Origin of the sequence: Laspinema palackyanum D2c (genome assembly GCF_025370875.1) — a bacterium.
In the GTDB taxonomy this organism is placed as follows: domain Bacteria; phylum Cyanobacteriota; class Cyanobacteriia; order Cyanobacteriales; family Laspinemataceae; genus Laspinema; species Laspinema palackyanum.
In genome coordinates this window covers 152861-172102 of sequence record NZ_JAMXFD010000012.1, presented here as the reverse complement: position 1 = coordinate 172102, position 19242 = coordinate 152861, and the positions used below count along the sequence as shown (strand labels likewise).

Sequence of the window (19242 nt, the reverse complement as noted above, 5' to 3'; positions counted from 1 at the left end):
CTCATCAAATTGCCGAAATTGTCCCCAACCAATATGCCGTGCAAATCTCTAGTCGGCTGTCAAAGCCCTGTTTTCTCTCTGACAGCCGACTAGTTGAATGAGGTCTTTAAATTCCCCCCCCTAAGTCTTTGCGCGAGTTAGCATTGTCCCTCTAAGCAGATAGGGATAACAGCTCAACTTGATGGGAAATGGGAACTTCCACTTCAAAGATAGTGCCTTGATTGGGGGAAGAGGTACAGCGTAGATTTCCCTTGTGTTTTTCTACCACAATTTGCCATGTAATCGAGAGTCCGATTCCAGTTCCTTTCCCGGGGGGTTTTGTGGTGAAAAAGGGATTGAAGATACAGCCTCGGACCGCTTCGGACATTCCCGGTCCATTGTCGGAAATGCGAATAGTCACCTGATTTTTGCCCGTAACTTCCGTGCGAATTACAATGCGTGTGGGATGCGCTTTCATTTCAGCGAAGGTTCTCCGGTCGTTCCACTCATCGATCGCATCGATCGCATTGGCCAGAATATTCATAAACACTTGATTCAGTTCGCCGCCATAGCATTCCACCTCCGGTAAATGGGAATCATACTCGCGGATCACTTCAATCTCTGGGCGATCGGGTTTGGCTTTCAGGCGGTTATTTAAAATCATCAAGGTACTGTCCAGTCCTTGATGCAAGTTAACCGACTTCATCTGAAATCCCTCATGCCGGGAAAAATGCCGTAAGGATAAGACAATTTCCCGAATGCGATCGGCCCCTACTTGCATGGAGTCCAAAATCTTCGGTAAATCTTCCTTAAGAAAAGAAAGTTCGGTGGATTCGATCGCTTCTTCTATCTCAGAAATCGGTGCCGGGTAATGCTGCTGATATAGCTCGACAATTTCGATCAAGTCTTGAGTATAGTTATGAGCGTAGGTGAGGTTGCCATAAATGAAATTCACCGGATTGTTGATTTCATGAGCAACCCCGGCGACCAATTGTCCTAAAGCCGACATCTTTTCAATTTGAATCAGTTGGCTTTGCATTTGCTGGAGTTGCAACAGGGAGCGTTCGAGTTGGAGGGCTTTCTGTCGCTCTCGGTTTTCCGATTCCTGTAAGGCAAACTGGGCTTGTTTGCGTTCATTAATTTCTTGGTTGAGGCGATTGTTGGTTTCCAGCAATGCCTGGGTCCGGTGTTCCACCCGGTTTTCCAACTCTTGGGCAAGGCATTCCAGTTCAGCCCTGGCGCGATCGCGTTCCACAATTTCCGCTTCCAGCTTTTGGGTGAGATGGCGGATACTCAAATGGGTTTTCACCCGCGCTAAGACCTCTTCATGTTGAATCGGCTTCGTAATATAGTCTACTGCACCAGCATTAAACCCTTTGACTTTATTTTCCGTATCGTCTAGGGCCGTCATAAAAATCACCGGAATATCTCGGGTCACCGGATTTTGTTTCAACTGTTCGCAGGTTTCAAACCCATCCATTTCGGGCATGAGCACATCTAACAGGATTAAGTCCGGTTGAGAATACTCGACTTTTTTTAAGGCGCTTTTTCCGCTACGAGCGACCCAGATTTTAAACCCAGATTCGCTCAAAAACTCGACCACCGAGCCTAAATTGGTCGGCATATCATCGACGATTAAGATGGTCCCTAACTCCAGACTGCGATCGCTCATTGTCCTGCCTCCATATACCCTTGAACAAAAGCTAGTAATTCCTCTTCGGCAAAGGTTTTAGCCAAGTGAATCACCTGAGTTGCAAACGGTGCATAACGTGGTTCCCCATCTACCAAGCGTTGCACTCGTTCTTGAATCGTGACCAATTCGCCCTTCATTGCCAAATCGAATAAAATAGCTAATTCCTCTGCTTTAGGGGCGATCGCTTCACTCAAGTGAGGGGGGATAGAAGCAGGGATCAGACTGGATTCAGCACTCCCAACTGCTTGCTCCTCATAGATCCATTCTAAATCCAAATGGCTTCCTAAGCAACTCAACAGTTGATCATCTCGAATCGGTTTGAGTAGAAAATCATTACAGCCAATATTCAAACAAGATTGTTCTTGGGACGAAAAAATACTCGCGGAGGTCCCGATGGCTATCACATTTTTCGCCTCGGGCATTTTTCTAATCCGACGCATCGCTTCAAACCCATCCATCACCGGCATCACCAAATCAATGATGATGCAATCCGGTTGAAAAGAAGACACTTGATTTAGGCAATCTTGCCCATCCATTGCTTCTTGGACTTCAAATCCGAGGGGAGTGAGTAAATTCACCAAGACCGATCGATTTTCCCATCGGTCATCCACCACCAAAATTTTCCGAGGTGCGCCCACAAATCCTCGAATAATTTGTAGAGATTCGTTGAGTTCCTCGGGGCAATTTTCTACCCGAGGCAATTCGACTTCAAACCAAAACTGGCTCCCCTTTCCCACCTCACTCTCCAGATGAATCGAACTCCCCATCATTTGGACTAATTGAGAACTAATCGCCAGTCCCAATCCCGTCCCTTCCGTTTGACGAACAGTTCCATTCACCTGCTCAAAGGGTAAAAAGATGTTGCCGATTTGCTCCGGTTCAATCCCAATTCCTGTATCCCGGACTAGAAATCGCAGGGTAATCAGAGGAGGTTCCGAATCTGGGGTCTGCGGAGGGAAAGCTTCCACTTTAAAGGTGACTCCACCGCTTTCGGTAAATTTGACCGCATTCCCGAGTAAGTTAATCAACACCTGGCGCAACCGTTTTTCATCGGCACAAACCCCTAGCGGCAGGTGAGAGGAGGGTTCATAGATCAGGGAAATCCCTTTACTTTCGGCGCGAACCCGGCAGATATCGGCAATACTGTGTAAAAACTCCGGTAGATGGAATGGGCTGGTTTGCAATTCCATTTTTCCAGCTTCTATTTTGGACAAATCTAAGACATCGTTAATTAGATTTAGCAAATGTTCGCCGCACTTGTGAATAATTTTTACCCCACTTTTCTGAGTTTGACTCAGGGTTTTGTCTCGGTTGAGAATTTGGGCATAGCCTAAAATTCCGTTGAGGGGAGTTCGCAGTTCATGACTCATACTGGCCAGGAATTGACTCTTGGCCCGATTCGCAGCATCAGCCGCTTTTTCGGCCCGTTGCCGTTCTTTGATTTCGATTTCTAAACGGTCGTTTTTTGTTTTTAATTCCTGAGTTCTGGCTTCAACTTTCAGTTCTAGGGTATGGTAAAGGGTGGCATTTTCCAAGGCGATCGCGGCTTGGGATGACAACATTTTTAAGACCTCGACCCGCCTAGTTGTAAAAGCCCCGGAAATTAAATTATTTTCCAAATATAAGATGGCTTTAAGTTGACCGTGGGACAGAATCGGTAAACAGAGTAATGACTTGGTTTTGTGGACCTGAAGGTAGGGGTCATTACTCAAGAAGTCCTCTGTACTCGCATCCTTGAGAATGACATCTTCCTGGGTTTGAATTACATATTTAATAGCGGCGATCGCCAAGTCTGTACTTTCTTCAACCGGGAGGGATTGTAGCACCTGTACGTCTTCTTTCGTCCCACTGGCTTCAATTAACCATTTCCCCTCATGGGATAAAATCAGGGTTCCCCGTTCTGCACCCGCATTTTCAATTAAAATTTTCATCAATTTATCCAGCAAATGCGGCAGCACAATTTCCATAGAAATCACTTGGGACGCTTTGATCACCGATGCCATATCCAGAATACTTGTATCGATCGCACTGGATGACGTGATCGTTTCCTGGGTGATGGAGGCAGTCGTGGAAGTCGTCTGTATATTGCTCGCCGGATTCAAGACTGAAGCCAATAATTCAGGATACCTTTGTTCCAAATCTTGGACTTTCGCATTCGCACCCCAGCGGATGTAACCATAGTAAGCATCAGTCATGTAGGCTGTAGCAATCGTTTGTTTACCCCATGAGTGATAAAATTTGGCGCTCAGTTCACAGGCGAAAGCTTCGTCCTGGATATAATGGTTTTCTTTCGCTAAGGCGATCGCGCGATCGTACATCTCGATCGCCTCCAACTTTTTCCCTAAAACCCGATACCGTTCCGCCTCTACTAAATAGAATTTATGTAACAAATTCATCGGTGCATGAGTCGCCCATTTCTGGAGTTTGGCTTGATTTTCTTCAACCCGCGCCAGAATCAAATTTTTCTCAGCATCCGCTCCATTTTCATATAGACCCAACCGGAGGATAGATTCATAGAAATAATAGATAGTGACCGTCACCTGTCCTGAAGTTGCGCCCAATGAATCCTCAAGAATCGCAATAGCCCGCAACCCTTCTAAGTAATTGCCAAACAGACAACAAAGCATGACTTTATAGGTTAAAAAATAATGACGCCCCAATTGATTGTCCGTCTGGCTCTCCGGAGTCATCATCATCTTTTCATCATAGCCTTTTCCCTTGAGTATCTCTGGATTATCTGCCTCTCCAATTAAATTTAAAATCCCTTGCCACACCATTTTCTGATACTCCAGAGAGTTTTCTTGGTTAGCATTTTTCAGGGCCTCACTAATTTTTGCAACTTCTCGCTCTAGCGACCCCAGCGGCTTCCCGGCAAAAAATGAGTAATAACTGTACTCATAAATGCAATAATGTCCATATTCTAATTCGCCGCTTTCTAGTCCCAAAAAATAATTAGAGCGCAATGGCTCTAAAGTCTTGCTCAACGGTTCTTTCCACGGAACAATTCCTGCATAAACAATTCCACCCGTTTTGGTTTCAATATTTTTTAAATTAAATTGAGAAGCCAACCCTAAAGCCATTTGCCCTAACTGATAAGCTCGCTCAATCTCCCCAAAGCCACACAAGAAAAACGCATATAAAGCATAGGCCAAAGAAGAAACTGGCGCATTCCCATATTCCACCGATAAATCTACCTGTTTACACCCGATTAAAGGCATCATTAAGGGTGACCCCATATAGGCGGAAGACCAAATTTGGGACAGAATGCTAATCGTGGCCAATTGATGAGGACCCCTCATGAGTGGAAGATTCAGTAACTCTTCATTTTCCTTATTCCCCAAAACGGATGAGGTATGAGAAAGTGCTTGCTGAACATCCGAAAAATTGGGCTCATCGGGCAAGTCGATTCCTAATTCTTTTAAGACTGATAGCCCCAAATTGAGGGATTCTGATACCTGCCCTTGGGCTAAATAGGCTTGCATCTGGATTTCATACACCTTGACTTTATCCAGGAGGGATAAAGCCTGCTGTAAGACTACCTCAATCAATCGCTGCATCTGGGGAAAATCCCCCGTCAGATAGACCGCTTCTGCGGCCTCATTATAAAGCGATAATATCAGAGGGTAGTCAGTTTCCCAACAGCCTTCTTCTAATAAGCTCAACCCCACCTTTAAATATTTAACCGCAGATTCATAAGCCGTAGCTGCTTTGGCTTTTTGTCCTGCCATCAAATTCAAACCGGCCAGTTGATATTTTTCCGATTCCGAGGTGAGTAAATCCGTCCCATAATTGAGTTGGTTAACCAAGGTAAAAATATTTTCTTTCCGTTCTTCCTCATTGGTAGACTGTAAAAGCAGCTTTCCAATTTTTAAATGCGTCTGTTTTTTCTCCTCTTCGGGAATCAGAGAATAGGCCGCTTGTTGTACTCGGTCATGCAAAAATTTGTAATCTACCCGGACATCGCTTAAGGAAATTCCGGAGGATTCCTCGGCACTAAAGACCAAGGGAATTTTATATTCATTACTTAACGGTAAAATTAACCCCGCTTGCAGGGCCGACCATAATTCTGCTGCGGTCAATGAACTAGATTGCTCCTTGACAATTCCCAGCACTTCTAAATTAAAACTATTCCCAATACAAGCGGCTAACTTGACCACTTCCTGGGTCGCTTTCGGCAATTTGCGGATATTGCGACCCATTAATTCAACCACGGTATAATCGGTAATCCCAATGGCGTGAATCTGAGCCATATTCCACTGCCATTCCCCACTGTTCAAGTGATAAACCAGTAAATTTTCTTGATACAAGCTTAAGAGCAGTTGTGTCAGGAAGAAGGGATTTCCTCCGGTTTTATTAAATAACAGTTCCGCTAAGGGTTGGGACCGGACTGTTTCCTTCAGAGTCTCACTCACTAACTCTTCAACATGATTCAGTTGTAAGGCAGATAGGACAATGTTATGAATGACTGTCCCGGCTTGTTCTATTCTTTCAATAGTTTGAATCGTGGGATGGACGGGGGAGACTTCGTTATCTCGATAGGCTCCTATGAGGAGAAAATACTGACTCTCGCTATCGAGCATTAATAATTCAATCAGTTTTAATGAGGCGGAGTCGGCCCACTGTAGGTCATCTAAAAAGACAACTAGGGGGTGTTCTTTTGTGGTAAATACACTGATAAATTGTTTGAAGACTCGACTAAATCGATTTTGGGATTCGGTGGCAGCTAGTTCCGGGAGGGGGAGTTGTTGGCCGATAATGAGTTCGACTTCGGGAATCACATCGATAATAACTTGTCCATTGTTTCCCAAAGCGGATAATAGCCGTTCTTTCCAAATCTGGATTTGGGCGTCTCGTTCCGTGAGCAGTTGCCGAATTAAGGATTGGAAGGCTTGAATCAGAGAAGCGAAGGGGATATTTCGTTTGAATTGGTCAAATTTACCGCTAATAAAGTAGCCCCGTTGTCGGACAATTGGTTTGTGAACTTCAGCGACTAAAACCGTTTTTCCAATCCCGGAATAGCCGGAAACTAGCATGAGTTCAGTGCTGCCATTCGCAACCCGCTCAAAGGTGTTTAACAGGGTGGTAATTTCGGCATCCCGTCCATAAAGTTTTTGAGGAATGGCGAGTTGTCCGGCTTGATCCGCATGACCCGGAATAAACTGGGTAATTTCTCCGGTGGTTTGTAACTGGATTAAGCAGGTTTCGAGGTCAAATTTTAATCCGGCGGCACTTTGATAGCGCTCTTCTGCGGTTTTGGAGAGCAATTTCATAATCAAGGCAGAAATTGCTTCGGGAATTTCTGGATTGACTTGATGGGGGGGAATTGGGATTTTGGCAATATGACTATGGACCAGTTCTAAGGGGTCGTTACTGGTAAAGGGTAAGGTTCCCGTTAACAGTTCATAGAAGGTTACTCCCAGGGAGTAAAAATCAGTCCGGTAATCTATACTGCGGTTCATTCTGCCGGTTTGTTCCGGAGACATATAGGCGAGGGTCCCTTCGAGTAAGTCGGGATGACTCACGGTGGGACTTTCTCGTTCGAGGCGTGAGGCAATGCTGAAATCAATCAGTTGAATCGTTTCGGTGAGGGGATTGATAATAATATTTTGAGGTTTGATATCTTTATGAATAATGTGATGGTTGTGGAGTTCGCTGATAGCATCCACGAGGGAAATTGCGACTTCGAGAAATTTAATCTGAGAAAGAGAGTGAGAAACTATCCACTCACCTAAAGATATCGACCCGGTATCTTCTAGGAAAAGCGCCCACCCGTTTTTATAGGTTTCTAACCCGAGGGGTTGAATAATGGTGTTGATGTGAAGGTTTTCTAAAATTTGATATTCGTGGCGCAGGCGGGTAATATCCGCGAGGCTGGGGTATTCAGATTTGAGGGTCTTGACGATCGCCTTGGACCCATCTTCAGGGTTTCGAGCGCGATAAATAACTGTTCTGCCTCCTGAGTGCAGGGTTTCCAGGAATTCATAGTTATTTATTAAGTTGACAGCCATGATGATTCTCCCAGGTCGGAAATTGAGGATGAGGGTTTGATTGTGAGTTGGAGGTTGAGCGCTTCCCCGTGGCGATCGCCTTTGATCCGCAGTCTTTACCTGCCATTACATCGGCGAGTTCAAAACCTTTCATCCTAACCCCAGTCTTGACAGCCTTTAAATGCTGAGACTTGCGTTAAGATTAGTCCGATTCTATTTTAATCTAACCTTCCCAAAAATGATACAAAGTCTTTCAAATTTAATAAAAATTAATCTAACTCGGAAGAAGCACTCTTCTCGTCCCTGCTCTGTGTCCGGTGCTCTTTAATTTTTCGTAAAAATACTTACCCAGTAAGGAGATTCGGGAGAATAGACGGGGAGCCAAATTCTCAAAAGCCCCCCTTGGTTGTTAGATTAAGGGGGGCTTTTAAGAATTTGGCAATAAATCTAATTATTCACTTCTAGTAAACCCGGGGGTGGATTGATTTCCACGCGACCGGCTGCCATATCCACAATTGGGACAATTTCTTTCACAAATGGAATTAAAATATTGGGCTGAGATTTTCGTTTTGCGGGAGCCTCGGAAGTCTCAGAAATGTCAGGTGTTTCAAGAGGTGCAACCGGAGGTTTAATTGCCAAAATATCATGACCTGCGCTGAGAATTTCGACGACGGTCCCGATTTCCTTTCCCGTGCGTTGGTCGATCGCCACTAATCCAATTAAATCTTGGATGTAATACTCATCTTCCTCTAAATGGGGACGATCGCCTTGGGGAACAAAGAATATAGAACCGCGCAACGCTTCGGCCTGATTGCGATCGGTCACCTCTGCCAATTTGACGATAAAGATTCCCTTATTTTCAATCAATCGACCGTGAACTAATTCCACCGATTGAGGAGTGGTTTGATTAGGATACTTTAACCATCGCTGTCCCGGTTCCTCAAACCGTTCTGGGAAGTCCGTGGAGGGATAGACCCGCACTTCACCGTTGAGACCTTGCACGCCAATGATTTTACCAATTTCGATCCACTCGTCGGAAGGGCGTGTTTTCGGAGTTGAGGGCTGTTGTTTCATAGTGAGTTATCACGACAAAAAGAGGGAAGGATAGAGAATCCCTGCGGCGATAGCGGGCGATCGCCATCATGACAATCGCCCGCTTTTAAGTTCCGCACTTCACAAGATAGAGGGCGAAAACTGCATAGATGACTCCATGCAGTCACCCTCATCTGAGAGTTAAGGATTTAAGACAATTTTAATGCAATTGTCGCGCTTATGCTTAAATATTTCATACCCTTGGGGTGCTTCCTCTAAACTCATCTCATGGGTAATCACAAAGGTTGGATCAATATCCCCATTCTGGATGCGCTCAAGTAACGGTTTGAGGTATTTATGGACATGAGTTTGTCCCGCTTTCACCGTTAATCCTTTAGAAAACAACGCCCCCAAAGGAAACTTATCCACAAATCCGCCATACACCCCGGGAATCGATAGAGTACCGCCTTTGCGACAAGCAACGATCGCCTGTCTCAATGCCGTCGGGCGATCGGTTTCCAAGCGTAAACTTTGTTTCGCTTTATCATAAAATGCATCCAATCCCGTCCCGTGAGCTTCTAATCCCACCGCATCAATGCAGGAATCCGGTCCAATGCCGCCAGTCATTTCTTTAAGCGCTTCCCCGGCATCAATTTCTTCATAATTAATCGTTTCCGCTTTCCCTTCTCGCGCCATCGCCAACCGTTCCGGAACCCGATCAATGGCAATCACCCGTTCTGCACCTAACATATAGGCACTCCGGATAGCAAATTGTCCCACAGGACCGCAACCCCAAATCGCCACTGTATCCCCCGGTTGAATGTTACAATATTCCGCCGCTTGATAGCCCGTGGGAAAGATATCTGTAAGAAATAAAACCTGTTTATCGGTCATTCCGTCGGGTATTTTCAAAGCTGCCGTATCTGCAAAAGGAACTCGCACATATTGCGCTTGCCCTCCGGCATATCCTCCCAACATATGGGAGTATCCAAATAATCCTGAAGGGGTATGACCGTAAGCCTTTTCCGCTATTTTACCATCGGGGATGGAGTTGTCGCACAACGACCACAGATCCCGATTACAGAAGAAACAATGACCGCAAGCAATAGTAAAGGGAATCACCACGCGATCGCCTTTCTTCAGGTTCTTCACTTCTGACCCTTTATCGACTACTTCCCCCATAAATTCATGGCCGAGAATATCTCCCTTTTGCATGGTGGGAATATACCCATCATAAAGATGTAAATCAGACCCACATATCGCCGTTGAAGTAATTTTTAAAATTGCATCTCTAGGATTTAAAATACTGGGGTCAGGAACGTTCTCAACCCGCACATCGTTCTTACCATGCCAGCAAACTGCTTTCATTGTGTGATTTTCTCCTAATTTTTAAATGATGGGCGATTTATATAGCGCTTACCGCATTGATGAACCCGATATTTTGTGAATATCGCGATCCCGATGCTCTACATCCCAAATCAATCCGGTTCCCTCCCCTTGGTAAGGGGAGGGTTAGGGTGGGGTTCTTCCCAATTTCCCCAGAAAAAACCCATCCCAAATCAATCCGGTCCCCTCCCCTTGGTAAGGGGAGGGTTAGGGTGGGGTTCTTCCCAATTTCCCCGGAAAAAAACCCTCCCTAATTCATCCAGTCCCCAACGGAAAGCTTGGGATTTCTACAGAGTAGAAACATCCCTCTCAAATTACCGGCTATTGGAACGAGGAGTGGCGGAAGTAGTTCCGGGAGCATTGGGGTTATCCGGATTGAGGGTTTCGTCAATATTCTGCTCGATCACTTTAGGAATATTTTTCCCCAAGTTGCGAATATTTTTCAAACCTGTATCCCCAATTTCTTCACTGGGGAAATCTTCCGCACTGTTTTTAATCTTCTTAACCGTAGCTGAGTCTACTTGTTCGGGATTATAGTCCGGGGTCACTAATTTAGCAGCCTGGGCGCTATTATCCGTGACGCCTCCAAATACAAATCCGAACAGTAAGGTGAGGGTGGCTAGACACCAGCCAATCGTGCGATTGAGGCGAATATTTTTTAGCCAAGTTCTGTTTAAATTCATAAGCTCAATTGGTTTTAATGGTTTTCAAGTTTTTGGTAAAAACTTATTTTCATTGGAACAATAATCAGCGAAGACTGCCTCTTTCTTTAGGAATAAATCCTCATTTTAATTAGGCTTACATTAAGAAGCGCCAGAAGGCTGACCTTCTATAGTGGAAATTTCTCCCGCTTCTGCCAGCATTTTAAAATTGCGAATATCATCGCGAATTTGCTGTTCAGCAGATTGACCGACCAGGTGGGCAAAGGCATCAGTAAGTTTGCCTCCGGGGGGTTTGTATTCTAAGACAACTTTTACTTCAGTGCCTCGGTTTCCGGGGGCGGTTTGAAAGCGGACAAATCCGGAATTTTCAATATCGGCATCTTCGACAGAAGTCCAGGCAATCAGATGATTTTTCTGGTCTGTGATAATTTCGGCATCCCATTCTAAGGTGGTATTTAAAGGCGCTTTGGTGACCCAATGAGAGCGCTTCTCGTCCAGAACTCGAACGGACTGGAGATGCTTCATAAATAAGGGCAGATTTTCAAAATTGCGCCAGATGTGGTAGAGTTCATCGGGAGTACGATTGGCGATCGTGACGGTTTGTTCAACGGAGATTTTATCGGTGCTTTGCATTGCGGACTCGACGGTAGATTTCAGACTGGTTTCAGCGGTGGCGGCACGATAGGCTAAACCACCACCGGCGATCGCGAGTAAAGCCCCGCGTAATGAAGCTTGTTGCAATCCCATTAAAACCATTGCACCGCCGCCAATCAAGGAACCCCAACGTTCAGTATCGCTCATGGTGGCATTTTCAGGCGATCGCGGTTCAGAATTGGGAACTGAATCGGATGTGGATGACATAATTTTTTCCTCAAATCAATCGAAGTCGTCCCTATTAGGGGCAACTCGCGAATAACAAATAAGTCTGTTGACCACTGTAGCGAGGGGGAACTCCGGTGCACTCTGTCAAAAGAGGGAAGCGATGCTCACTCGGTGGGGATAGATGATGAAGCGATCGCCCGATGGTCAATTAATTCTGAACCCGTTGAGTAAAAAACTACACCTTAGCGGATTCGCCTATAGAAAAACCGATTTTAACCAACCGGATTGGGTTGAAATTCCCGCCTAAGCGGGAATAAAATGAGTAGAATCTCGACGGGTTGCTGTGGGGTTTAATTCGGTTCAGCTAAGGGTTCAGCAACCTGTAATTTTAAGGGGAATTCTCCACAAATATGCCACCGCCTGTCCTGAAATACCAGTAAAGTCAGATGACTGGCTGAACATTCATAGTACAACTCTCGGTCTTTAAATTCGGCCCATCCCATATTAAAATGATGCCGTCTAAGATCTTTAAAGGCGATCGTCATGTGCGGCGAAAACGATCGCCCCTTAGATTTCGGGTCATAAATTCCCAGGGACGAGTTGAGATCGGTCGCTAACTCCGACTGAAACAACAATAATTCTGGTGTTTTCTTGACATTAATATAAACCACTCGGGGCGGAAACGAACCAAACCCCGACAGGACCATCGGCACAGGGGCACGAACCTCCGCAAACCCTCTGAGGAACTCTTCGAGTAGTCCCTGTTTCTCCACCTCCCATTCAAAAGGGGGTTGTAGAGTCACATGGGGGGGAGACTTGAGGGCCTGACGAGTTTGGTAGTTCTCAGCAAAGTGCTGTTTGTATCCGGTGACTTCTTCTTGAATTGCCTCCGGGGGCAAAAGTGCAATAAAATATAACGTGGGATCAGTTGAAATCATGGCATTCCTTAAGGTGTCAACATACAATCGGTTTGTCCATCGGGGCCTCAAGCTTGGAGTATTCCTGGGGTAATCGCCCTAAACCGGAGAACCCTGGAGTTCTGACCCAGATAAACTTACGATAAATCATTCCGTCAAGGATATAGAGTAACCTAATCCTCAATCACTTGGCGGAAATATCAGCAAATCATGATGACTGATGCGATCGCTTTAAAAGATATGTCCCGAAGTATGGCTACTGAAAGTTCTCTCGTTCCCCTTTCTACCCTTAATCCTTTTGACTCCCTGACTCCGGAACAGATTTCCGAGTGGGCGGGATATCATTTGCAATATGTTGATTTTAAAGATGTGGTCAATGAGGAGGGACTCCATCAACTCCCGGATTTCCCTGGCTTATATTTCGTCTATTTTATCATCTATGATTCTAAGGGAAAATGGACGGAAAATTTAGTTTATATTGGCATTGCCACTACCAGTATCAGTCAGCGATGGAAGTCCAATCATCAAGTGCCAATGTTTGGAAAAATGCACAAATTGGGCATTGAAATTCTGATTAGAACTTTTACCCTCCTGCCTGGAATGGTACCCTCAGAAACCTTGCAAATGTGGGAGCAATCTTTAATTCAAAAGCTCCATCCGGTGTTTAATGAGGAGATGTAATTAGGGAGCATTTCAATTGTTTCCAAATTGAGATGCTCCCTAATTATATCCCTTGTTCTGATTGGAGAAAATCCACAAATTGACGGGCGGTGCGTCCGGAACGACCATTATGGCGAGTGGCCCATTGTAAGGCTTGAAACTCTAAGTCTTCGGGAGATAATTTTAATCCCGCTTCTGTGGCTAAATGACGGACGATCGCCAGATATTTGTCTTGATTTGCGGGTTCAAAGGTTAGGGTTAATCCGAAGCGATCGCTAAAGGAAAGTTTTTCCTGAAGGGTATCCCAAGCATGAACTTCATCTGCCTGAGAAGGGCGGGGTCTTTCCTCAAAAAACTCCCGGACTAAATGACGACGGTTAGAGGTAGCATAGACCACTACATTAGGAGGACGGGCAGTCAGAGTGCCTTCTAAAATTACTTTTAATGCCTTAAAAGAATCGTCATCCTCTTCAAAGGATAAATCATCTACAAAAATAATAAATTTCTCAAGGGCATCGCGGAGTTCATCGACAATTTCGGGTAAATGTTGAAGTTGAGATTTGGGAATTTCAATTAATCGTAACCCTTGCTTACTATATTCATTTAATAATCCCTTGACTAAGGAAGATTTCCCCGTTCCTCGACTGCCATAGAGTAAAACATTTAAAGCGGGTTTACCGGCTAATAAGAATTCCGTGTTCTTTTTTAAAGTTTCGCGCTGGAACTCATAGCCCACTAATTGCGTCAACCGCACCGGGTCAGGGTGTGGGATGGTTTTTAGTTTCCCTGACTGCCAAGTAAAGGCTTGATACTCTGTAAATTGCCCGGTACCTTGTGTTTGGTAATAGGCAACTAACTCCTGGAGAGTATCAGGCCATTTTTTTTTGGATTTGAGGGCGGAGATAGCCCGTTCTGGTGAACCCAGGGGCAATTGATCCATCGTTTCGGATTCGGTGGCGGATGAATTCCAGACTACGGGAGGCATCGGGATACCACTGGCGGCTTCTACCCACTGACGGAGGCGATCGCCGTCACAGTCATAGAAACATTGCAATCCCTCTAAATCATGTTTGACTGCTGCAATTAATGGCGGAGGAATTTCTTCAAACGGCTTCCGTTGCACCTGATAAGTAAACGGATTTTCGTCTTTCAGGATGCGATTTAGCAGATAGTCTTGCCAGCTCATTTCTTCTGCCGCCAAGCGTTTAAACCAGCAGCCATAAGCCTTGAGACAATTTAATCCCACCCGGCCTCCAGCACCTCCCCCCGAACTTTCATAGATCAACTGGATCAGTTTTAGAAAAGATTTCCCCAGTTCAGTGCGAAAAACCCCTTGATACAGCAATAAAGAGGCCGCTTTAATTTCTAAATATTGAATGGCACTAACCGTTTCACTATCCATTTAATGACACAATCAAGAGGGACAAGTCAAAATCCAATTATGGGTTAAATAATGGATTAATTTAGCCCGATCAGGCGGGCTTAAATTTTTAAAATTTCTCCCCTTCAAGGGAGAAATTTTATCCTAAAATTACCCTTACTTTTTCTTTTGTTTCAGGACTTTTTTAACCAGATTTGGAATTTCCGCTGGACTAGAAGCCACGGGAATTTTTGCCGCCTTAAAAGCTTGAATTTTGCTTTGAGCCGTATCTGGATCAGCGCCAACAATGTTAAAAGTTTTACCTGTAGAAAGTCGGGCGGCCATAATATCCCCCGCATGACCGAGGCGCTTGCCTTTCGGTGCATGATGACCGGCGACATAAGCCACCACGGGTTTATCAATGGCAGCGGCAATATAGTGTGCAGCTTCCTCTTCACTACTGCCGCCAATTTCGCCGACTAAAACGATCGCCTCGGTGTGGTCATCTTCATCCAAAATTTGCAGCCATTGGGCAAAGGAGGAACCCAAAATCGCATCACTGCCAATCCCGATGGCGATCGACTGTCCTAACTTAGCCTGAGTGAGTTGCAGAGCAATTTCATAGGTGAGAGTACCACTGCGACTGATTAACCCCACGGAACCCGGGGTATAAAAATCGCTCTTATGAATACCCAGCAACACTTTTCCTGGGACGATAATCCCCGGGGTATTGGGGCCGAGGACTAAGGTATCCGTTGCCTCTGCCTTTCTCACGAGTTTGACCATATCCAGAGGCGGCATTCCCTCGGTGATGATAATAATCTGACGGATGCCAGCAGCGATCGCCTCCAACGCCGCATCCAAAACCGCGTAAGGTTTGACAAAAATCACCGTCACATCCACCGGACCGACCTGGCGCAGGGCCTGTTCGACCATATCAAAAACCGGAATCTCCTGAACCGTTTGGCCCCCACAACCCGGACTAATTCCAGCGACCACATTGGTTCCATAAGCTTTCATTAAAGCCGCATGAGTGGAACCGATCACATCCGTAATGCCTTGAATTAAAACTTTGGTATCCGGCGTAAAATTCATCAACCCTCCTTTACCCATTCGTTGCCAACGAGACGGACAAGGCGATCGCCTCATCCAAGTTTTCCACCACCGTGACTTCTACCGCCTGCAAAATTTCGCGCGCTTGGTCAATTTCGCTCCCATATAAGCGCACGATCACCTTAACCTGAGTTTGAGGATTTCCCGTGGCCGTTTCGCGCTGACTCTGCTTTTGGTAATCGGCGATCGCCTTTACTGCCTGAGTGCAGGAGCATAAACCCCCGAGCAAATTCACCAACACCACCTTGACATTTTTCTTCTGACTCACCAGGGCCAACCCGAGCTTGATGCGATCGCACAGGAGTTCTGGGGTCAAATCCCAACGACATTCTCCACCGATATTCACAAAATTAGCAGGCTTGCCTCCTGCCGCATACACCAAATCCAGAGTCGCCATCGTCAGGCCCGCCCCATTACATAACAGGCCAATATTCCCATCCAGTTCCACAAAATTCAATTCCGATGGCACCGCCATCACCTCAGAACCAGACCCCGCCAGCAATCCCTCATCAGGTTGAGTCTTCGGCAGCAACTGTAACAGACTCGGATGGCGTCCGAGAGCCTCATCATTCACCGTCACCTTGCCATCGAGGGCCATCACTTCCCCCACCGGACTAATCCCCAGGGGATTGATTTCCACCAGGTCCAAATCCTTCTCCACAAACAACAGATACATCTTTTCGACGATATCACTCACCGCCTCAATCAGAGGACCCGTGCAACCCATCTTCAGGGTTAAACGACGGGCATAAAAGGGAGAAAAGCCCTCATCTACCACCACCTGCTGCATCTGTTCCATCGCCAATTCCGTACTGGTCCCCCCTTGGCGCGAACCCAACAATAGGGGACGACGGGCAGCGCGATCGAGGACCACCGCGAGATAAAATTCGCGATCGGTGTCATATTTAGCCTCAGCTAAGAGCACCTCGGGATATTCCGTATTGATGGGAAGGTGAAAAATATTTTGAGCCGCTGCCACCGCATCAATCGTATTCGCTACAAACTTGATACCACCTGCTCTGCCTCGTCCTCCTGCACGGACTTGGGACTTGAGGACAACGGGATAGGGAATCTTGAGTCCCTTTAAGTCTTTGGGATGGTCGATCCGTTGCGAGGGCAAAACTGGGATGCCCATTTCCCTGAATAATTCTTTTGCTTGATACTCTAATAAATCCATGAATGTATGAAAAACGGTGGGTGTGAACGATCAAAGGCTGAACAATCAAGGGCATAAAAGCCAGTTTAAATTATCGCAATTGTGGGCCTCTCGATTCTGGGGTTTACTCCGTTTGTAGTGTGGCCTACTTTTGATGAAAGTGCCAATCCAGTAGGGATTGAGGGTGAGGGTAGGAGCGCATCGGACTGACCCGACTTGCGATCGCGGTTGTTCCCTAGGGGATTTGCCATCTCTAATCGGGATTTGTTAAGTCTCAAACCCACCAAACTTGATAGAATACCACATTCGGTTACCGCACAGGGGCGATCGCCCCCATTCCCCGACTCCGCCAAACCCTTGCTAGTCCGTGCATCCCCCAGCTCACCCCCGTTGCGTCAAAAAAAGCTAACTTATGACCCTTTTGACGATGTTGTATGCTATCTAATAATTAACTTGAAGGCTTGCCAGTTCGTAACCCGTGCCGGTAAGCACCAAACCTGCACTAACAGGATGTGTACCGGGGGTAAAAACTTATGACAACCGCAGTCCGCCAAGGCGATTTAAAAATGATCGCCGAACTCATCGAAGAACGCTTGCACGCTGAATTGCCGGAAAATTTGCCGCTGCGAATTCGGTGCGCCTACAAGCAAGGAAATTTAATCGTCCTCGGAGAACATACTCCCGAGGTCAAACTGGACCTGCCACCGACCTTTAAAGCGATTCAACAAGCGATTTTGGCTTTGGTGGGCTATCTCCCAGGTCAATTGCGACTTTATCTGAGAATCAAGGGTCAAAAAAACCCCTACGCTTACCATGCCTTCAAAACGCCCCAACCCCTCGGGGCGGTCATGGATCCGCAAGGGGGCCAACCCATACTCCTGCTCGATCGCCCTCCCCATCGCCCCCCCAATCGCCGAGAAACCGCTCCTCCGGTTAGTGAAGAGGCAAGGCAGGCAATGGATTTGGCCGTCGCCGCCTTTCCCGTCAATCCCTTTGAGACCCCACCGCCCGAGGAAGCCTTTGAGGAGCAACTCGAACTGGAACCGGAACCGCAACGGCAACGCCCACAGCAACGGCAACGCCCACAGCAACGGCAACGGAAGTCGGACAACAAGCCCAGTTCCTGGTTACTGCCCTTTAGTGCTTGTGCGTCCGTTGCCCTAGTTCTGGGGTCAGCCACGTTTTACGCTTTGTCTCGTCCTTGCGCGATCGGCACCTGTCAGGAAATCATCGCCGCCAACGAGTTGACCCAGGATTCAGCAGAACTGCTGCAAGCGGCTCAATATCAACAACAAATTCAAACTGCCAAAGGGCAACTCACCGCCGCCAGTCAACTGTTAGCCTCCATTCCCCTCTGGTCCAAAGATTACGGCACCGCCCAACGCCTACTCCGGCGAAATCGCAACCTGACTGCCGGTTTGGATGAAATGGTCAATGCCTTGGATAGCGCCTTAACTGCCGTTGCTCAAGGGAAAAATCCGCCTCATCCGCTACAGGTGTGGGAGGGGGTCGCCGCCAACTGGCAACAGGCGATCGCCCTTCTGGAATCGGTCCCCCCCGATAGTCCGGTGTATCCTCTAGCAGTAGAAAAATTACCGACTTATCGCGCCAATTTAACTGAAATTCAAGGGCGAATTCAGGCTGAAAAAACCGGACGCGAACAAATGCAGGCGATTCTATCCGTGGCTAAAGTCGCCCAAGCTCGCAGTGGTGTGGCTCAGTCTGTGGAAAGCTGGGAAACCATCTATGCCAGTTGGGAACAGGTGATTAAACAGTTAGAGGCCCTGCCACGAGGCACGATGGCCCATCAGGAAGCCAGTCAACTCCTGCCGAGTTATCGATCGCAGCTTGAACTTTCTCGCGATCGCAAAACCAAGGAGAAAATTGCGACGGAGGCTTATGAAGAAGCCATTCTCGCCGCCGATCGCGCCGAAAATGCCACCCGCAATAATCAATGGTCCCAGGCAGTAGACTACTGGAATCAGGCTATTGCCTCGGCGGAACAAGTCCCCACCGGCACCTATTCCTACCCCAAAACCGCAGCCTCCCTCCCGGAGTTCAAGGCACAACGAGAAGTGGCGCAAGAGGAACTCAAAAAAGCTAACCTCATCGCCAAAACTCGGGCGGATCTGAACAATACCTGTCAAGGCAATCCCAAAGTTTGTGAATATACCCTGACTGATACGGTGATCAGTGTGTGGTTAAGTGCGGACTATATCCGAAAAATTCAACAAACGGCGACCGTTGCCCAAACAAACCCTGACCCGAAAGTCCGTCAAGGGTTGGATCTGCACGTGAATACTCTGCGAACTGCTTTAGAAGCGATCGCCGATAACGCCCAGCTTCCCTTGGAACTTTATGACCCTTATGGGGCCTTTATCGGGCGTCATACTCCCAACTAATCGGGGCCTATTTAAAATAAAATCTATCTGTAGATAGATTTTATTTTAAATTTGAGCGAATTTACTGGGGAAA

General features: G+C 46.6%; 13 protein-coding genes. 2 read left to right on the top strand and 11 right to left on the bottom strand.

Going from position 1 to position 19242, the window contains the following annotated elements; all coding sequences use genetic code 11:
- Window positions 1-151: 151 nt before the first annotated feature.
- The 8 genes from NG795_RS15760 to NG795_RS15725 form a co-directional block, all read right to left on the bottom strand.
- Entirely contained in the window at window positions 152-1651 is a 1500-nt protein-coding gene (locus NG795_RS15760; RefSeq protein WP_367289600.1) for a hybrid sensor histidine kinase/response regulator, read from the bottom strand.
- Window positions 1648-7680: a hybrid sensor histidine kinase/response regulator gene (locus NG795_RS15755; protein WP_367289599.1), complete on the bottom strand. Its 6033-nt coding sequence runs from the start codon at window positions 7678-7680 to the stop codon at window positions 1648-1650. Before NG795_RS15755 ends, NG795_RS15760 begins: the two co-directional genes overlap by 4 nt.
- Window positions 7658-7813, bottom strand: a complete 156-nt coding sequence (locus NG795_RS15750) for a hypothetical protein (RefSeq protein WP_367289598.1) — start codon at window positions 7811-7813, stop codon at window positions 7658-7660. The genes NG795_RS15755 and NG795_RS15750 overlap by 23 nt, the downstream gene beginning before the upstream one ends.
- 293 nt (window positions 7814-8106) lie before the next feature.
- A complete protein-coding gene (gene rimM, locus NG795_RS15745; protein ID WP_367289597.1) occupies window positions 8107-8733 on the bottom strand; it encodes a ribosome maturation factor RimM in 627 nt (208 codons plus the stop codon).
- Between the two features lie 159 nt (window positions 8734-8892).
- A complete protein-coding gene (locus tag NG795_RS15740; RefSeq protein ID WP_367289596.1) occupies window positions 8893-10059 on the bottom strand; it encodes a zinc-dependent alcohol dehydrogenase in 1167 nt (388 codons plus the stop codon).
- Window positions 10060-10391: 332 nt separating this feature from the next.
- On the bottom strand, window positions 10392-10760 hold the full coding sequence (locus tag NG795_RS15735) for a hypothetical protein (protein ID WP_367289595.1): 369 nt from the start codon (window positions 10758-10760) through the stop codon (window positions 10392-10394).
- Window positions 10761-10880: 120 nt separating this feature from the next.
- Complete coding sequence (locus tag NG795_RS15730) at window positions 10881-11600, bottom strand: SRPBCC family protein (RefSeq protein ID WP_367289594.1); 720 nt, start codon at window positions 11598-11600, stop codon at window positions 10881-10883.
- Window positions 11601-11911: 311 nt separating this feature from the next.
- Entirely contained in the window at window positions 11912-12499 is a 588-nt protein-coding gene (locus NG795_RS15725; RefSeq protein ID WP_367289593.1) for a 2'-5' RNA ligase family protein, read from the bottom strand.
- Between the two features lie 189 nt (window positions 12500-12688).
- Here NG795_RS15725 and NG795_RS15720 point away from each other — a divergent pair, with 189 nt between their 5' ends.
- On the top strand, window positions 12689-13159 hold the full coding sequence (locus NG795_RS15720; protein WP_367289592.1) for a GIY-YIG nuclease family protein: 471 nt from the start codon (window positions 12689-12691) through the stop codon (window positions 13157-13159).
- A 43-nt stretch (window positions 13160-13202) separates the two neighbouring features.
- Here the strand turns inward: NG795_RS15720 and NG795_RS15715 are convergent, their stop codons facing one another.
- The 3 genes from NG795_RS15715 to NG795_RS15705 form a co-directional block, all read right to left on the bottom strand.
- Window positions 13203-14540, bottom strand: coding sequence for an ATP-binding protein (locus tag NG795_RS15715; RefSeq protein WP_367289591.1), 1338 nt, complete (start codon window positions 14538-14540; stop codon window positions 13203-13205).
- Between the two features lie 135 nt (window positions 14541-14675).
- Entirely contained in the window at window positions 14676-15593 is a 918-nt protein-coding gene (locus NG795_RS15710) for a succinate--CoA ligase subunit alpha (RefSeq protein WP_367289590.1), read from the bottom strand.
- Between the two features lie 10 nt (window positions 15594-15603).
- Complete coding sequence (locus NG795_RS15705; protein ID WP_367289589.1) at window positions 15604-16788, bottom strand: ATP-grasp domain-containing protein; 1185 nt, start codon at window positions 16786-16788, stop codon at window positions 15604-15606.
- A gap of 512 nt (window positions 16789-17300) precedes the next feature.
- Between NG795_RS15705 and NG795_RS15700 the strand changes: the two genes are divergently transcribed.
- Window positions 17301-19169, top strand: a complete 1869-nt coding sequence (locus tag NG795_RS15700; RefSeq protein WP_367289588.1) for a hypothetical protein — start codon at window positions 17301-17303, stop codon at window positions 19167-19169.
- The last annotated feature ends 73 nt before the right edge of the window (window positions 19170-19242 follow it).